The sequence below is a fragment of the Acidisphaera rubrifaciens HS-AP3 genome (genome assembly GCF_000964365.1).
GTDB lineage: Bacteria > Pseudomonadota > Alphaproteobacteria > Acetobacterales > Acetobacteraceae > Acidisphaera > Acidisphaera rubrifaciens.
On sequence record NZ_BANB01000165.1, the window covers coordinates 1 to 15,059 of the forward strand.

Below are 15,059 nucleotides of genomic sequence, written 5' to 3' on the forward strand. Positions count from 1 at the left end.
AGGCCGGCGTCGTCGCCGCGACCGCCAGCCTCGACGCGGCGCGCGAGCAGCTGCGCGTCCTCGCGGCCGACATCGTGCAGGCCGAGGCGGCGGTGACGCAGGCGCGCGCCGCGCTGCGCACGGCCGAACTCAATCTCGGCTACACGGAGATACGCTCGCCGGTGGACGGCTATATCGGCAACCGCGCGGCGCAGGTCGGCGCCTATGTCGCGGCCGGCGCGTATCTGCTGTCGGTCATCCCGTCGCGCGGGCTGTGGGTGGACGCCAACTTCAAGGAGGACCAGCTCGACCGGATGGTCGCGGGCGAGCCGGCGACGGTGCGCGCGGACGCGCTGCCCGGGCATGTATTCACGGCACACGTGACGAGCCTCGCGCCTGGGACCGGCGCGGTATTCAGCGTCATCCCGCCGGAGAACGCGACCGGCAACTTCACCAAGATCGTCCAGCGGGTCCCCGTGCGCGTCGTCATCGACGGCGACGACCCGATGGCGTCCCGCCTGCGGCCGGGCCTGTCCACGACCGTCACCGTCGATACGCGCGTGCCGTGAAGAACCCCCCGCTGCTGCCCTTCGTCGTGATGTGCGCCGGGATGTTCATGGCGCTGCTCGACATCCAGATCGTCGCCTCCTCGCTGCAGGACATCGGCGGCGGTCTGTCGGCGGCGCAGGACGAGATCTCCTGGGTGCAGACGGCCTACCTGATCGCCGAGATCGTGATGATCCCGCTGTCGGGCTGGCTGACGCGGGTGTTTTCCACGCGCTGGCTGTTCACCCTGTCGGCGGCGGGCTTCACGGTGAGCAGCCTGCTGTGCGCGGTCGCCTGGAACATCCAGAGCATGATCGTCTTCCGCGCGCTGCAGGGCCTGCTCGGCGCGTCGATGATCCCGACGGTCTTCACGTCGTCGTTCTACTTCTTCCAGGGCAAGCGGCGGGTCTATTCCGCCGCCGTGATCGGCACCATCGCATCGGTCGCGCCGACGCTCGGCCCGGTCATCGGCGGCTGGATCACGGATACGCTCAACTGGCACTGGCTGTTCTATGTCAACGTGGCGCCCGGCATCCTCATCACAATCCTGGTCCCGCTGCTGGTGCGCATCGACGAGCCGGATCTGTCGTTGCTGCGCGGCGCGGACTATCCGGGCATCGCGCTGATGGCGGTCGGGCTGGGGATGCTTGAATACGTGCTGGAGGAAGGCACGCGGTGGAACTGGTTCGACGACACGACGATCCGCGTGTGCGCCTGGATCGCCGGCGGCGCGCTGATCGCCTTCGCCATCCGCAGCCTCACCTACCGCAATCCCGTCGTCGATCTGCGTGCCCTGGGCAACCGCAACTTCGCGCTGGGCTGCTTCTTGTCCTTCGTCACCGGCATCGGCATGTTCACGACGATCTACCTGACGCCGCTGTTCCTCGGCTACGTGCGCGGCTACAGCGCGTGGCAGACGGGGCTGGCGATCTTTTCGACCGGTGTGGCGTCGCTGGTCGGCGTCCCGGTGTACATCGTGCTCGCGCGGCGCTATGACGGGCGGTGGCTGATGATGTTCGGGCTGGCGAGTTTCGGCCTCGCGATGTGGACATATTCCGCGATCACCAGCCAGTGGAGCGGGTCGGAGCTGATGGTGCCGCAGGTTCTGCGCGGGTTTCCGCAGGTGTTCGCGGTGGCGCCGAGTGTCCTTCTCGGCCTCGGCAGCCTGCCGGCGGAGCGGCTCAAATACGCCAGCGGCCTGTTCAACATGATGCGCAACCTCGGCGGCGCCGTGGGCATCGCCGCGAGCGCCGCGATCATCAACGACCGCACCAACATCCATTTCGACATGATCGCCCAGCATCTGACACCGGCGAGCGGGCCGGCACAGCGACTGCTGGCCGGCGTCGCCGCGCGCTATGGCACGTTGCCGGGAGCGCAGGGCGCGGGCATGGATGCGGCGCTGCGGCAGTTGTGGCATATGGCGTATCGCGAAGCGTCCACGCTTGCCTTCGCGGACGCGTTCCGGGCGATCATGCTTGCTTTCGTGGTGGCGACGCTGCTCGTTCCACTGATGCGCAAAGTGGCACAGCAGCCCGCCGCATCGGCGCCCGCCGCGCACTGACGTCACATATCGAAGGGATTTTCGGCATGACCACACGCTCCGTCCTGATCGAGTGGGAAGACGCCGACATCATCGCGCAGGCGGGGCGGGAGATGGCCGGACTCGATTTCCTGCGCGCCCTGCGCGACGGGCGAATACCGCGGCCGCCGGTCGCGGCGCTGATCGGCACGGACCTGACCGAGGTCGAGCACGGCCGCGTCGTGATGCGGATGACCGCCGCCGAACAGCATTACAACCCGCTCGGCACCGTGCATGGCGGCGTGATCGCGACCCTGCTCGACAGCGTGATGGGGTGCGCGGTGCAAAGCACGCTCGAAAAGGGACGCGGCTACACGACGCTCGAGATCAAGGTCAACTACGTGCGCGCGCTGACCAAGGAGGTCGGCGTCGTCAGCGGCGAGGGGCGCGTCGTCCATGCCGGCCGCCGCTCCGCCGTCGCGGAGGCGCGGCTCACCGACGCGGGCGGACGCCTGTATGCGACGGCGAGCACGACCTGCCTGGTGTTCGACCTGCCGCCGCGCTGACCGCGCCCCGTCAGCCGAGACGCTTGGCGACTTCCTCCAGCATCACCTCGGTCGCGCCGCCGCCGATCGACTGCACGCGGGCGTCGCGCACCATCCGCTCGATGGCGCTTTCGCGCAGATAGCCCATGCCGCCGTGGAACTGCTGGCAGGCATAGGCGACCTCGTTGACCAGTTCGCCGCACAGCGCCTTCACCTGGCTGACCTGCAGCGTGCAGTCATGGCCGAGGCTGTCGAGCCAAGCGGCGTGATAGACAAGCTGCCGCGCCGCCGCGACGCGGGCGCTCAGCATCGCGAGCCGCTGGCGGATCGCCTGCTTCTCCCAGAGGGTGGCGCCGAAGGCCCGGCGCTGGCGCACCCAGTCGAGCGCGAGCGCGATCATCGCCTGCGCCTCGCCCATCGCCTGCGCGCCGAGCACGATGCGCTCGTTCTGGAAGTTGCGCATGATCGCATAGAATCCGCGATTCTCCGCGCCCAGCCGGTTCGCCGCGGCCACGCGGCAGTCGTCGAACACCAGCTCGGCCGTGTCGGATGACCGCCACCCCTGCTTGTCGAGCGCGCGGCCGACGGAAAAGCCCGGCGTGCCGCGTTCGACGGCGAAGATGGAAATGCCGCGGCTGCCCTTGGCCTGCGGGTCGGTGCGGGCCGCGACGAACACCAGATCGGCGAGCACGCCGTTGGTGATGTACATCTTGGTGCCGTTGAGGAGGTAGTCGTCCCCGTCGCGCCGTGCGGAGGTCCGCATGCCGGCGACGTCCGACCCGGCGTCCGGCTCCGTCACGGCCACGGCGGTGATGATCTCGCCGGCGATGATTCCCGGCATCCAGCGCGCGCGCTGCGCCTCCGTCCCGCCATTGGCCAGATGCGGCGAGGCCATGTCGGTGTGGACGAGGACGGTGATCGCGAAGCCGCCGTAGGTGGAGCGGCCAAGCTCCTCCGCCAGGATGGCGGTCGCCAGCGTGTCGAGCGCGGCGCCGCCATGCGCTTCCTCGTAGCGGATGCCGAGGAAGCCCAGCGCGCCCATGCGGCGCAGCACCTCGCGCGGGACGCTGCCTTTGTTCTCCCACGCGGCGGCCACCGGCTTGATTTCGGTTTCCACGAAACGGCGCAGCTGATCGCGGAGCATCACGTGCTCGGGGCGGAAGGCGGGATGATCGAGACAGGCCGGTGCCTCCCGCGCAACCGGTTCCACCGTGTCCATGCCGCGTATCCCCCTGTCGGTGCTGCGGGACGACCGCCATGCGTTTACCGCCGGCCCGGTCGCGTATACCGTGATCGACGCTAGGCAGGCGCGAGGGAGGCGTCAATCGGCACGGCTCGCACGGCCGGCCGGCTGCCCGGCGCAACGCAAAGGGTCAAGAGATGGAAACGATCACCGCCCTGACATCCGCCCCGCTGCAACCCCTGCCCGAACGCTGGCGCGTGCCGAGCCAGGCGGCGCTTCTCGCCGAGGCGCGGGCGGCGGAGCATGCGGGCGGCCCCGCCGGCTACTGGGACTGGGCCGGCCGGCGCTTCGCATGGATGACACCCTATGAAACCGCGATGGAAGGCGGTTTCGGCGACCTGCGCTGCTATGTCGGCGGGCGGATGAACGTCGCGGCCAACTGCATCGACCGCTATGCCGCGGACGCCGCGCATGGCGGCCGGCGCGCCGTGATCTGGGAAGGCGAGGACGGCGACGTGCGGACGCTGACCTATCGCGAGCTGCACGATGCCGTCGCACGCTGCGCGAACGGCTTGCGCGCGCTTGGCGTCACGCGCGGGGATGTCGTCGCCATCCATCTGCCGAACCTGCCGGAGGCGTTCATCGCCATCCATGCCTGCGCGCGGATCGGCGCCATCTATACGGTGCTGTTCAGCGGTTTCGCCCCCGACGCGATCCGGCTGCGGCTGCAGGCGGCGCGGGCGCGCGTGATCGTCACCGCCGACGCGGCGATGCGGCGCGGCAAGCGGGTGCCGCTGCTGGCAAATCTCCGCGCCGCGCGCGCGGGGGTGCCGGCGCTGGAGCATGCGATCGTCGTCAACCGGACGGGCGACCCGCCCGCGCCGGAGCGGGGCGAGATCGCATGGGACAGGCTGCTTGCCGATGCGGCGCCCGACTGCCCGTGCGAGCCGCTCGGCGCCGACGATCCCGCTTTCCTGATCTTCACGTCCGGCACCGAAAGCCGGCCGAAGGGCGTCGTCCACAGCACGGCGGGCTTTCTCATCGGTGCCTGGGCCAACGTGCAATGGCAGGTCGGGCCGCAGCCGGACGACGTCTATTGGTGCGCCGCCGATGTCGGCTGGCTGACCTTCCCGATCCAGGCGGTAATCGGCGGCCTTGCCCATGGGATGACGCTGTTCTGCTACGAGGGCGCGCTCGATTTTCCCGATCGCACGCGGCTGCTGACCACGGCGCGACGGCATGGCGTGACCAAGATCCTGATCGCGCCGACCGGGCTGCGCATGCTGCGCGCGGCCGGCGACGAGGTCGTGGGCCGCGAGCGGCCGTCGGGCCTGCGTCTGATCACCACGCAGGGCGAGCCGCTCGATCCGGAGACCGCCGAATGGACCGAGCGCGTCCTCGACGTGCCCGTCGTCAACGCCTATGGCCAGACGGAGACGGGATCGACCTGGACCTATCCCGTCTATGGCGTCGATGCGCTGAAATACGGCAGTTGCGGCACGCCGGTGCCGGGACATGCCTGCACCGTGGTGGACGATGAGGGCCGCGAGGTCGGCGCCGGCACGCGCGGCAATCTCGTCCTCACCGCGCCCTTCCCCACGCTTGCCCGCACCATCTGGGATGATCCCGAACGCTACCGCACCGCGTATTTCGCGCGTTTCCCGGGCCGGTATGCGACGTCCGACGAGGCGGTGATCGACGATGACGGTCAGATCTGGGTGCTCGGCCGCGCCGACGACGTGATCAACATCGCCGCGCACCGGATAAGCACGATGGAAATCGAAGGCGCGGCGGCGGCGTGGCCGGGTGTGGCCGAAGCCGCGGTGGTGGGCGTGCCGGACCGGCTGCGCGGCACCATGCCGGTCGCCTTCGTCACGTTGCGCGCGGGCGTGGATGCCGACGACGCGCGTCGGGGCGTGGCGGAGGCGGTGGAGACGGCGATCGGCCGCTACGCGCGTCTTGGCGCCGTCTACGTGACGGCATCGCTGCCGAAGACGCGGGCGGGCAAGGTGATGCGCCGGCTGTTGCGCGAGGCGGCCGAGACGCGCGGCGTGCGCGGCGATCTGACCGGGCTCGAGGACCCGTCGGCGCTGGATGCCGTGCTCGCTGCCGTCACCACCGCATGAGACCGATCGGCACGCCGGCGCCGCGCCACGATCAACGTTTTCAGCGCCACGCCGCCCATCACGGCGAGCTGCTGGCGACACTGAACGCACGCCTCGACTGGGCGCTCGCGGGCGGCGGGGCGCGTCACGTCGGCCGCCATCACGCGCGCGGCAAGATGCTGGCCCGCGACCGGATCGACCGGCTGGTGGACCCGATGACGCCGTTTCTGGAACTCTCGCCGCTCGCCGGCTGGGGGCTGTACGACAACGAGGTGCCCGCCGCCGGCATCGTGACCGGCATCGGCATCGTCGCCGGCACACCCTGCATGATGATCGCCAACGACGCGACGGTGAAGGGCGGAAGCTTCTTCCACGAGACGGTGAAGAAGCATCTGCGCGCGCAGGAGATCGCGCGCGAGCACCGGTTGCCGTGCCTCTATCTCGTCGATTGCGGCGGCGCCTACCTGCCGGAGCAGGACCGCGTGTTCCCCGACCGAGGCCATTTCGGCAGCACGTTCTATGAACAGTGCCGCATGTCGGCCGACGGCATCCCGCAGATCAGCGCGGTGTTCGGCGGCTGCACCGCCGGCGGCGCCTATATCCCGGCGCTGTCGGATGAGGTCGTGATGGTGCGGGGCAACGCGCGCATCCATCTCGGCGGCCCCAGCATCGTCAAGGCGGCGATCAACGAGGACGTGGACGGCGAGACGCTGGGGGGCGCGGAGATGCACACCCGCGTCTCCGGCGTGAGCGACTATCTGGCCGATGACGAGGCGGCGGCGCTGGCGCAGCTGCGCCGCATCGTCGCGGGCCTCAACGTCGTGCGGCCGAACCACCAGGCGACCGTGCCGCCCCGCCCGCCCCGGCTTGATCCGTCGGAGATCGCCGGGCTGGTGCCGGACGACCCGCGCGAGCCCTATGACGTGCATGAGGTGATTGCCCGCATCGTGGACGGCAGCGAGGCCCAGGCGTTCAAGCCGGAGTGGGGCGCCACGCTGGTGTGCGTGACCGCGCATATCCACGGCCATCCGGTCGGCATCCTCGCCAACAACGGCCCGCTGTTCTCCGAAAGCGCGGCCAAGGGCGCGCACTTCATCGAGTTGTGCGATCAGCGCCATATCCCGCTGGTGTTCCTGCAGAACATCACCGGCTTCATGGTGGGCACGGAAGCCGAGCGCGGCGGCATCGCCAAGCACAGCGCGAAGATGGTCTATGCCGTCTCCTGTGCCCGCGTGCCGCGCTATACGGTAATCGTGGGCGGCAGCTACGGCGCGGGCAATTACGGCATGTGCGGCCGTGGCTTCGCGCCGCGCTTCCTGTTCGCGTGGCCGAACGCGCGCATCGCCACGATGAGCCCGGATGTCGCGACCAACGTGCTGCTGGAGCTGCGCCGCGCCAGCATCAAGCAGGACGTCGCCGCCGACGCCGAGCTGGCGGCACTGGAAGCACGGACACGCCAGCAGTTCACGGAGCAGAGCGATCCCTACTACGCGACCGCCCGGCTATGGGACGACGGCATCATCGCGCCGCATCAGACGCGCGACGTGCTCGGCCTGTGTCTCGCGCTCGCTGCCGCCGAACCGCGGCAGGAACGGCGCGCGCCCGTGTATCGCATGTAGGCGCCGGTGTTTCCGTCCGTATTGATCGCCAATCGCGGCGAAATCGCCTGCCGCATTGTCCGCACGTGCCGTCGCCTCGGCATACGCAGCATTGCGGTGTTCTCCGAGGCGGATCGAGACGCGCCGCATGTGCGGGCGGCCGATGACGCGGTGGCGATCGGGCCGGCCGAGGCGGCGCGCAGCTATCTCGACGTCGACGCCATCGTCGCCGCGGCCCGCATGACCGGGGCGGCGGCGGTTCACCCGGGATACGGCTTCCTGTCGGAACGCGCGGCCCTGCCGCTCGCGCTTGTGGCGGCCGGCATCGCGTGGGTCGGGCCGTCCGTCGCGGCCATCGAGGCGATGGGATCGAAGCGGGCGGCGAAGGCGCTGGCGCGTGATGTCGGCGTGCCGTGCGTGCCCGGCTACGACGGCGACGACCAATCCGACCGGCGGCTGGCCGAGGAGGCCGCGCGGATCAGCTATCCCCTGTTGATCAAGGCCAGCGCCGGCGGCGGCGGACGCGGCATGCGCCGGGTCGATGCGGAGAACGGGTTGGCCGAGGCGATCACGGCGGCACGCGCCGAGGCGACCGCGGCTTTCGGCAACGGCGAGCTGCTGATCGAACGCCTGATCACCCGCCCGCGCCATATCGAGGTGCAGATCGCCGGCGACAGGCACGGCAACGTGGTCCATCTCGGCGACCGCGAGTGCTCGATCCAGCGCAGCTATCAGAAGCTCATCGAGGAGGCGCCTGCGCCGCGCCTGACGTCCGCGCAGCGCGCGACCCTGCATGCGGCCGCCGTGTCGCTCGCGCGGGCGATCGGATATGACAGTCTCGGCACGGTCGAGTTCGTGCTCGACGAGGACAGCGGCGCGCCGTTCTTCCTTGAGATGAATACGCGGCTGCAGGTCGAGCACACGGTGACCGAAGCGATCACCGGTCTCGATCTCGTCGAATGGCAGCTGCGCATCGCCGCGGGAGAGCCCCTGCCCCTCACGCAGGAGGCGATCGGCTTTCGCGGCCACGCGATCGAGGCGCGTCTGAACGCCGAGGAGCCGGCCGAGGACTATCGCCCGGCCACCGGCACCGTGCTGCGTTTCGACCCGCCCGGCGATCTGCGCGTCGATGCCGGCATCGCGGCGGGTAGCGTCGTCGGACCGTGGTACGACAGCCTGCTCGCCAAGCTCATCGCCCATGGCGATGACCGCGAACAGGCCCGCATGCGGCTGGTCGCCGGGCTGGCCGCGCTGACAGTCGCGGGCGTCGCGACGAACCAGGGCTTTCTGCGCGACGTGCTCGGCGCGGGGGCGTTCATCGACGCGCGCCTGACGACGCGCTTTCTCGCGGACACTTTCCCCGACGGCTGGCGCCCCCCGGTGCCGGACGAGACACGTCTCGCCGCGCTCGCGGTCTGGCTGGCAGGTCACGCGACAGCATCCGGCCCGTGGGGGACGCTGGGCGCCTGGCGGCTGGTCCGGCCGGCCCGCATCTATGCCACCGTCGATGACGAGGAAATCCCCGTGATCGGCGACGCCGCCGCGTTCGAAGCCGGGGGCTGGCATGTCCGTGCCGCGGTCACCGGCGACAGCGTCCTGCTCGACATCGCCGACGCGCCGCGGCACCGCTATGCCTGGGCACGGCAGGACGAGACAATCTGGGTGATGCGCGACGGCGGTGCCTGGCCACATGTCGTGCGGCACGCGGGCGACGCGGCCCTCACCCGCGCCGGCGGCGCAGACAATTCGCGGCGGATCGCGGCACCGATGCCGGGCCTCATCACGAGCGTCGATGTCGTCGCGGGCGCCCACGTCGCCGCCGGTGCCGTCTGCGTCACCATGGAGGCGATGAAGGTCGTGCTGCGTCTCCCCGCGCCGGCCGACGGGATCGTCGCGGGCGTGCATGTCGCGGCGGGCGACACGATTGCGGGCGGCACGGTCCTGGTGGAGCTGACGCCGGCGTGATCGCCGGCCGCACGCGTGTTTGATCTGGATCAGCGCGACGCCCCGCCACGCCAGTGCCAATCTCCCCGCACACCCTCGCCCCCGGACGAACCCGCCGGGCGCCGGCAAGGAGAGAGCAGGCATGACGGACACATCCGGAGCGGATACCGATCTGGCGCTGCTGGACGCCTATTGGCGCGCGGCGAACTACCTGTCGGTCGGCCAGATCTATCTGCTCGACAATCCCCTGCTGCAGCGCCCGCTGCGTCCCGAGGACATCAAGCCGCGCCTGCTCGGCCATTGGGGCACGACGCCGGGCCTCAATTTGGTGTACGCCCACCTCAACCGCATCATCAGGGCGCGCGACCTCGATGTCATCTTCATCGCGGGCCCCGGACATGGCGGTCCGGCCGTGGTCGCCAACACGTATCTGGAAGGCACGTATTCGGAGCTGTATCCTCACGTCACGCCCGACACCGACGGGATGCGCGCGCTGTTCCGGCAGTTCTCGTTTCCCGGCGGCATCCCGAGCCATGCGGCACCGGAGACGCCCGGTTCGATCCATGAAGGCGGCGAGCTGGGCTATTCGCTGCTGCATGCCTATGGCGCGGTCTATGACAATCCCGACCTGATTGCCGCCTGCGTCGTCGGCGACGGCGAGGCGGAGACCGGCGCGCTCGCGGCGAGCTGGCACTCCAACAAGTTCATCAATCCGGCACGCGACGGCGCCGTTCTGCCGATCCTGCACCTCAACGGGTACAAGATCGCAGGTCCCACGGTCCTCGCCCGACTGCCGGAAGACGAGTTGCTGCAGCTGCTCGCCGGCTATGGTCACGCACCGGTCGTCGTCGCCGGCGACGATCCCGCGACGGTCCACCGTGGCCTGGCCGCTGCGCTCGACCGCGCATTCGACGACATCGCGGCGATCCAGCGCGAGGCGCGCGCGCACGGATTTCAACGCCGTCCCCGCTGGCCGATGATCGTGCTGCGCACGCCGAAAGGCTGGACCGGCCCCAAGGAAGTGGATGGCCACCCTGTCGAAGGCACGTTCCACGCACATCAGGTCCCGCTCGGCGGCGTGCGGAGCAATCCGGCGCATCTCGCGCAGCTCGAAGCCTGGATGCGCAGCTATCGCCCCGACGACCTGTTCGGCCACGAGGGCCGGTTGCGGGCGGACCTTGCCGCATTGGCCCCGGTCGGACCGCGGCGCATGGGCGCCAACCCGAACGCCAACGGCGGCCTGCTGCTGCGTGGCCTCGACATGCCTGATTTCCGCGACTACGCGGTGATGGTCGATCGGCCGGGTGGCGTCGATGCGGAGGCCACGCGCGCCGCCGGGCGCTTCCTGCGTGACATCATGGCCCGCAACGATCGCAGCTTCCGGCTGTTCGGCCCGGACGAGACCGCATCCAACCGTCTGGACGCGGTATTCGAGGTGACGGATCGCATGTCGGCGGCGGAGATCCGCCCCAGCGACGAGCATGTCGCGACTGACGGCCGCGTGATGGAAGTCCTGAGCGAGCATCTATGCCAGGGTTGGCTGGAGGGCTATCTGCTGACCGGCCGGCACGGCTTTTTTTCATGCTACGAGGCATTCATCCACATCATCGATTCGATGTTCAACCAGCATGCCAAGTGGCTGAAGGTCACCCGCCAGATACCGTGGCGCGCGTCGATTGCATCGCTCAACTATCTTCTGACCTCGCACGTGTGGCGACAGGACCATAACGGCTTCAGCCATCAGGACCCTGGCTTCCTCGATCACGTCGTCAGCAAGAAGGCCGAGATCGCACGGGTCTATCTGCCACCCGATGCGAACACGCTGCTGTCGGTGGTCGATCACTGCCTGCGGTCGCGCGACTATGTCAACGTCATCGTCGCGGGCAAGCAACCCTCGCCGCAATGGCTGGACATGGAGGCGGCCGAACGTCACTGCGCCCAGGGTCTCGGCGTCTGGAGTTGGGCCAGCACCGATCTGAATCAGGAGCCGGATGCCATCCTCGCCTGTGCCGGCGACGTGCCGACACTGGAAGCCCTCGCCGCGGCCGACCTCTTGCGCCGGCACATGCCGGAGGCACGCATCCGCTTTGTCAATGTCGTGGATCTGATGACGCTGCAATCGCCGAGCGAACACCCGCACGGTCTGTCCGACCGGGACTTCGACGCGCTGTTCACACGCGACCGCCCCGTGATCTTCGCCTTCCACGGCTATCCGTCGCTGATCCACCGGCTGATCTACCGGCGCAGCCAGCCCTCGCGGTTTCACGTGCAGGGATACCGCGAGGAAGGGACGACCACCACGCCCTTTGACATGACGGTGCTGAACGGCATCGACCGATTTCATCTTGCCGGACACGTGCTCGATCACGCGCCGCGTCTGCAGCCGAAGTCGGGCCATCTGCGGCAACTCCTGCGCGACCGTCTCGCCGAGCATCATGCCTATGTCCGGGCAGTCGGCGAGGATATGCCGGACGTGGCGGGCTGGCGGTGGGGCGGCTGAACGCAGCGCCGAATGACCGAACCGGCCCCGGCCTTCAGACGGCGGCGAAGCGATCCGCGAGGGCACGCAGGCCCGTCTCGTAGATATCGGCCTGCACCATGTGGATCAACGCGGCTTCCTGCGCGGCCGGAGGGGCGAAGCGCGCGCGCCAGACGACAAGCGCCTCCTCGCTTGCGGTCACCGGCAGCACCTGCATCGTCGCGACGTAATCGTAGAGCGGCACCGGCGCTTCCAGCAGGCAGTAGGTCAACGAGCGTTCGCGGTCCGACAGGGCAATCAGCTGCTCGCGGAGATGACCGCCCCCCGCGAGACGGAACGCCCGCACCGCCCCCACGACGTCGGCCGCATCGCCATCCTCGATCGCGCTCGCGTCGACCGCCGGATGCCACAGCGCATGCGCGTTGAAGTCGCGCAGCAGACGCCAAACCGACGCGGCCGGCGCCGGGATCACGCCGCTTCGCTCGATACGGACTAGGCTGCCGGCCATGGGCGGCGCTGCAACGCGACCAGGCCGGCGAGGAAGACGTTGCGGCCGATATGGTCCACCAGTTCGCCCTCCCGTGCCTCGGCGCAGCGGAATGACGCCGACCACTCCGCGAAGGCCTTGTTTCCCTGCGTCACCGGCAGCAGCCGCAGCGTCGCCACGTAGCCCTCGACCGCCATGGGGCTTTCGAGGATCGAGTACGTCATCGAAAACTCGTAGTCGGACAGGGCCAGCAGACGTTCACGGATCATTCCGCCGTCGCGCAGACGGAAGACGCGGACGCAGCCGACCTGTGCGGCCGGCTGGTTGCGTTCTATGCGGCTCTCCACGACGAAAGGCGTCCAGGCCGGCAAGGCGTTGAAGTCGCGGATCACGCCCCATACCGCGCCCGCCGGCGCATCGATCACGGCGGAGACGTAGACCTCGGCCACGTCCGACCCTTCAGCGATCGCGATCGTCGTCGCGTGGCGGCGGACCGCCGGCGGGGGCGCCAGGGGATTTCTGTCGGTTGCGCGTCAGCGCGTCGATGTCCTTCGCATCACGCAACACGTCCGTCATCCGCCCGACGCTGCCGCCCTCGATGCCGACTTCCTTCATCAGGCTGTCGATCATCGGCGCCTGCACGCGATAGCGCAGCGCGCTGTCGATCACCTCGTCCGTGACGGTGCGGCGTCCGTCCTGACCGGCGCCGAGGCCGTCGACATGCAGGATGTTGATCCCCTCGATCTTCTCCATCGGGCGCACGCTTTCCCGCACGATCCCCTCGATCTTGTCCAGCAGCTTCATGCGCACGCGCGACGCGCGGGCCTCGCCGCTCAGCACGTTATCGGCCTCGTTGGCGAGCCGCGCGCCCTCGGCATCCACCCTCTGGCGCGTCGCTTCGGCATCGGCACGGATAACGGTGGCGTCGGCCTCGGCCTGCGCCGCGATCCGTTGCGCCTCGGCAAAGCTCATCGCCGCCTCCCGCTCGGCCTCCGCGCGCGCGATCAGGCGCAGACGTTCACGTTCCGTGTCGCGTGCGGTCGCGATCAACTCGACCATCTTCCGCCGTTCCGCGATGGCACGCTCCCGCGTGGTCATCGCCTGTTCCTCGGCCTGCACCGCATGCGCCCGCGCCGCCTCGGCCCCGGCGATTGCCTCCGACCGTTCCTTCGAGCGGTTCGCGAGTTCGACCGCGCGTTCGATTTCCGCAAGCTCGACCAGGCGGTCGCGGTCGATCTCCAGCCGCCGCAGGTCACGCTCGCGCAGCAGATGCGCCTCGCGCACCCCACGCTCGGCCGCGATGCGGGCCCGCTCGATCTCCTCGCCGGAGACGATTTCCGCCTCCTCGAACGCCTGCCGCCGGCCGATCTCCAGAGCCTGGACGGCGCGCTCGCGTTCGATGCGCGCCTCGTCGACACTGCGTTCCCCGGCGAGCCGTTCGCGCTCGATTTCCGCGCGGGACGCGATCTCGGCGCGACGCGCCTCGATGTCGGCGGCGATCACCTCCACCGACTTGCGCGACAGGGCGATCTCACGCTCACGCTCCGCCAGCTCGACGGCCTGCCGTCGCGCGACCTCGAGCGCCTCCTGGGCACGCTGGCGCTCGATCCGCTCGCGCTCGACCGCGAGACCGAGGGCGATCTCCTCCCGCTCCGTCGCCTCGCGACTTTTGAGTTCCGATACCTCCAGCGTCTGCCGCCGGGCGATCTCGCGCCGTCGGATGCCTTCCTCATTCTCGATCCGCAATTCGGTCAGGGCACGGTCCTGGGCGATGCGCGTGCGCTCGGTCGCCTCGTTCGCCTCGATCTGCGCTTGCTGGGCCTCATGGTCGCGCATGGCGCGCTCGCGGGCCAGTTCCGCCCGCTGCATCGCCCGGCGGACCTCGATCTCGCGTTCCTGTTCGAGACGCGCATATTCGGTCTCGCGTTCGATCTCCAGCACGCGCCGTTCGGAATCGAGGTTCTGGTTGCGTATGTCGAGCATCGTCTGCTGCTCGATCTGATTACGGGCGCGGCGCCGCGACTCGATAATCTCCGTGATTTGCGTCAACCCTTCGGCGTCGAACGCGTTCGAAGGATCGAAGTGATCGAGCGACGTCTGGTCGATGTCGACGAGTGCCACGCTTTCCAGCTCCAGCCCGTTATAGGCCAGGGCCTCCGCCGCATGCTCGCGCACGCGCGCCATGTAGACGCCGCGCTTCTCGTGCATATCCTGCAAGGTCATCTCCGCGGCCACGGTGCGCAGGGCGGAGGCGAACTTGCCTTCGAACAGGTCACGGATGCTGTCGGGCTGCATCGCCCGGCGTCCCAAAGTCTGCGAGGCAAGCGCGACCGCCTCGCGCGTCGGCGACACGCGCAGGAAGAATTCGGCGACGATATCGACACGCATGCGGTCGCGCGTGATCAGGGCTCCGCCATCGGCGCGGCGCACCTCGATCCGCATCACATTCATGTTGACGGGCGACACTTCGTGCAGGACGGGGATGACGAAGGCGCCGCTGTTGATCACCACGCATTCGCCGCCGAAGCCGGTGCGGACGAAGGCGACCTCCTTCGTCGAGCGGCGATAGAGCCAGCGCAACAGGTAGACGCCGATCACGACGACCACCGCCAGAACGATGAGCCACAGGATCGCGGCTCCCAGAATCTGCGTTCCCATCACTCCGTTTCCC

Annotated in this window: 10 protein-coding genes and 1 pseudogene; 7 read left to right on the forward strand and 4 right to left on the reverse strand. The window is 69.4% G+C overall.

The genetic code is table 11. The annotated features are described in order from the left end of the window. The 3 genes from B8460_RS06030 to B8460_RS06040 form a co-directional block, all read left to right on the forward strand. Nucleotides 1-548 (forward strand): HlyD family secretion protein (locus tag B8460_RS06030; RefSeq protein WP_048860680.1); only part of this gene is annotated, 548 nt, incomplete at its 5' end. Continuing rightward, the gene (locus tag B8460_RS06035; RefSeq protein WP_048860681.1) at nt 545-2,089 is read left to right on the forward strand and encodes a DHA2 family efflux MFS transporter permease subunit; all 1,545 of its coding nucleotides are present in this window, start codon (nt 545-547) and stop codon (nt 2,087-2,089) included. The genes B8460_RS06030 and B8460_RS06035, both read left to right, overlap by 4 nt. 26 nt (nt 2,090-2,115) lie before the next feature. After that, nucleotides 2,116-2,613, forward strand: coding sequence for a PaaI family thioesterase (locus B8460_RS06040; RefSeq protein WP_048860682.1), 498 nt, complete (start codon nt 2,116-2,118; stop codon nt 2,611-2,613). Between the two features lie 10 nt (nt 2,614-2,623). On the opposite strand, the gene B8460_RS06045 is transcribed toward B8460_RS06040, so the two are convergent. Next, nucleotides 2,624-3,811 carry an acyl-CoA dehydrogenase family protein gene (locus B8460_RS06045; RefSeq protein WP_084623281.1) on the reverse strand — a complete coding sequence of 396 codons (1,188 nt, stop codon included), beginning with the start codon at nt 3,809-3,811 and terminating at the stop codon, nt 2,624-2,626. Nucleotides 3,812-3,972: 161 nt separating this feature from the next. Here B8460_RS06045 and B8460_RS06050 point away from each other — a divergent pair, with 161 nt between their 5' ends. The 4 genes and pseudogenes from B8460_RS06050 to B8460_RS06065 all read left to right on the forward strand — a co-directional run. Beyond that, nucleotides 3,973-5,901 carry an AMP-binding protein gene (locus B8460_RS06050; RefSeq protein WP_048860683.1) on the forward strand — a complete coding sequence of 643 codons (1,929 nt, stop codon included), beginning with the start codon at nt 3,973-3,975 and terminating at the stop codon, nt 5,899-5,901. Further along, nucleotides 5,898-7,499, forward strand: coding sequence for an acyl-CoA carboxylase subunit beta (locus B8460_RS06055; protein WP_048860684.1), 1,602 nt, complete (start codon nt 5,898-5,900; stop codon nt 7,497-7,499). The genes B8460_RS06050 and B8460_RS06055 overlap by 4 nt, the downstream gene beginning before the upstream one ends. Nucleotides 7,500-7,505: 6 nt before the next feature. Continuing rightward, nucleotides 7,506-9,443 carry an acetyl/propionyl/methylcrotonyl-CoA carboxylase subunit alpha gene (locus B8460_RS06060; RefSeq protein ID WP_048860685.1) on the forward strand — a complete coding sequence of 646 codons (1,938 nt, stop codon included), beginning with the start codon at nt 7,506-7,508 and terminating at the stop codon, nt 9,441-9,443. 115 nt (nt 9,444-9,558) lie between these two features. After that, nucleotides 9,559-11,922: pseudogene (locus tag B8460_RS06065) on the forward strand (phosphoketolase family protein); the annotation flags it as partial. Nucleotides 11,923-11,956: 34 nt separating this feature from the next. Here the strand turns inward: B8460_RS06065 and B8460_RS06070 are convergent. Genes B8460_RS06070 through B8460_RS06080 form a run of 3 tightly spaced genes read right to left on the reverse strand, consistent with a single transcriptional unit; the run spans nt 11,957 to nt 15,046 of the window. Further along, nucleotides 11,957-12,409: an SRPBCC family protein gene (locus tag B8460_RS06070; RefSeq protein WP_052945147.1), complete on the reverse strand. Its 453-nt coding sequence runs from the start codon at nt 12,407-12,409 to the stop codon at nt 11,957-11,959. Continuing rightward, nucleotides 12,394-12,837 carry an SRPBCC family protein gene (locus tag B8460_RS06075; RefSeq protein WP_048860687.1) on the reverse strand — a complete coding sequence of 148 codons (444 nt, stop codon included), beginning with the start codon at nt 12,835-12,837 and terminating at the stop codon, nt 12,394-12,396. Before B8460_RS06075 ends, B8460_RS06070 begins: the two co-directional genes overlap by 16 nt. Nucleotides 12,838-12,847: 10 nt before the next feature. Beyond that, a complete protein-coding gene (locus tag B8460_RS06080; protein WP_048860688.1) occupies nt 12,848-15,046 on the reverse strand; it encodes a flotillin domain-containing protein in 2,199 nt (732 codons plus the stop codon). Nucleotides 15,047-15,059 lie beyond the last annotated feature (13 nt).

Bases quoted from the DNA above. Each gene is read 5' to 3' on its own strand.
- B8460_RS06040 (WP_048860682.1), top strand. From the start codon at position 2,116: ATGACCACACGCTCCGTCCTGATCGAGTGGGAAGACGCCGACATCATC.
- B8460_RS06045 (WP_084623281.1), bottom strand. From the start codon at position 3,811: ATGGACACGGTGGAACCGGTTGCGCGGGAGGCACCGGCCTGTCTCGAT.
- B8460_RS06050 (WP_048860683.1), top strand. From the start codon at position 3,973: ATGGAAACGATCACCGCCCTGACATCCGCCCCGCTGCAACCCCTGCCC.
- B8460_RS06055 (WP_048860684.1), top strand. From the start codon at position 5,898: ATGAGACCGATCGGCACGCCGGCGCCGCGCCACGATCAACGTTTTCAG.
- B8460_RS06070 (WP_052945147.1), bottom strand. From the start codon at position 12,409: ATGGCCGGCAGCCTAGTCCGTATCGAGCGAAGCGGCGTGATCCCGGCG.
- B8460_RS06080 (WP_048860688.1), bottom strand. From the start codon at position 15,046: ATGGGAACGCAGATTCTGGGAGCCGCGATCCTGTGGCTCATCGTTCTG.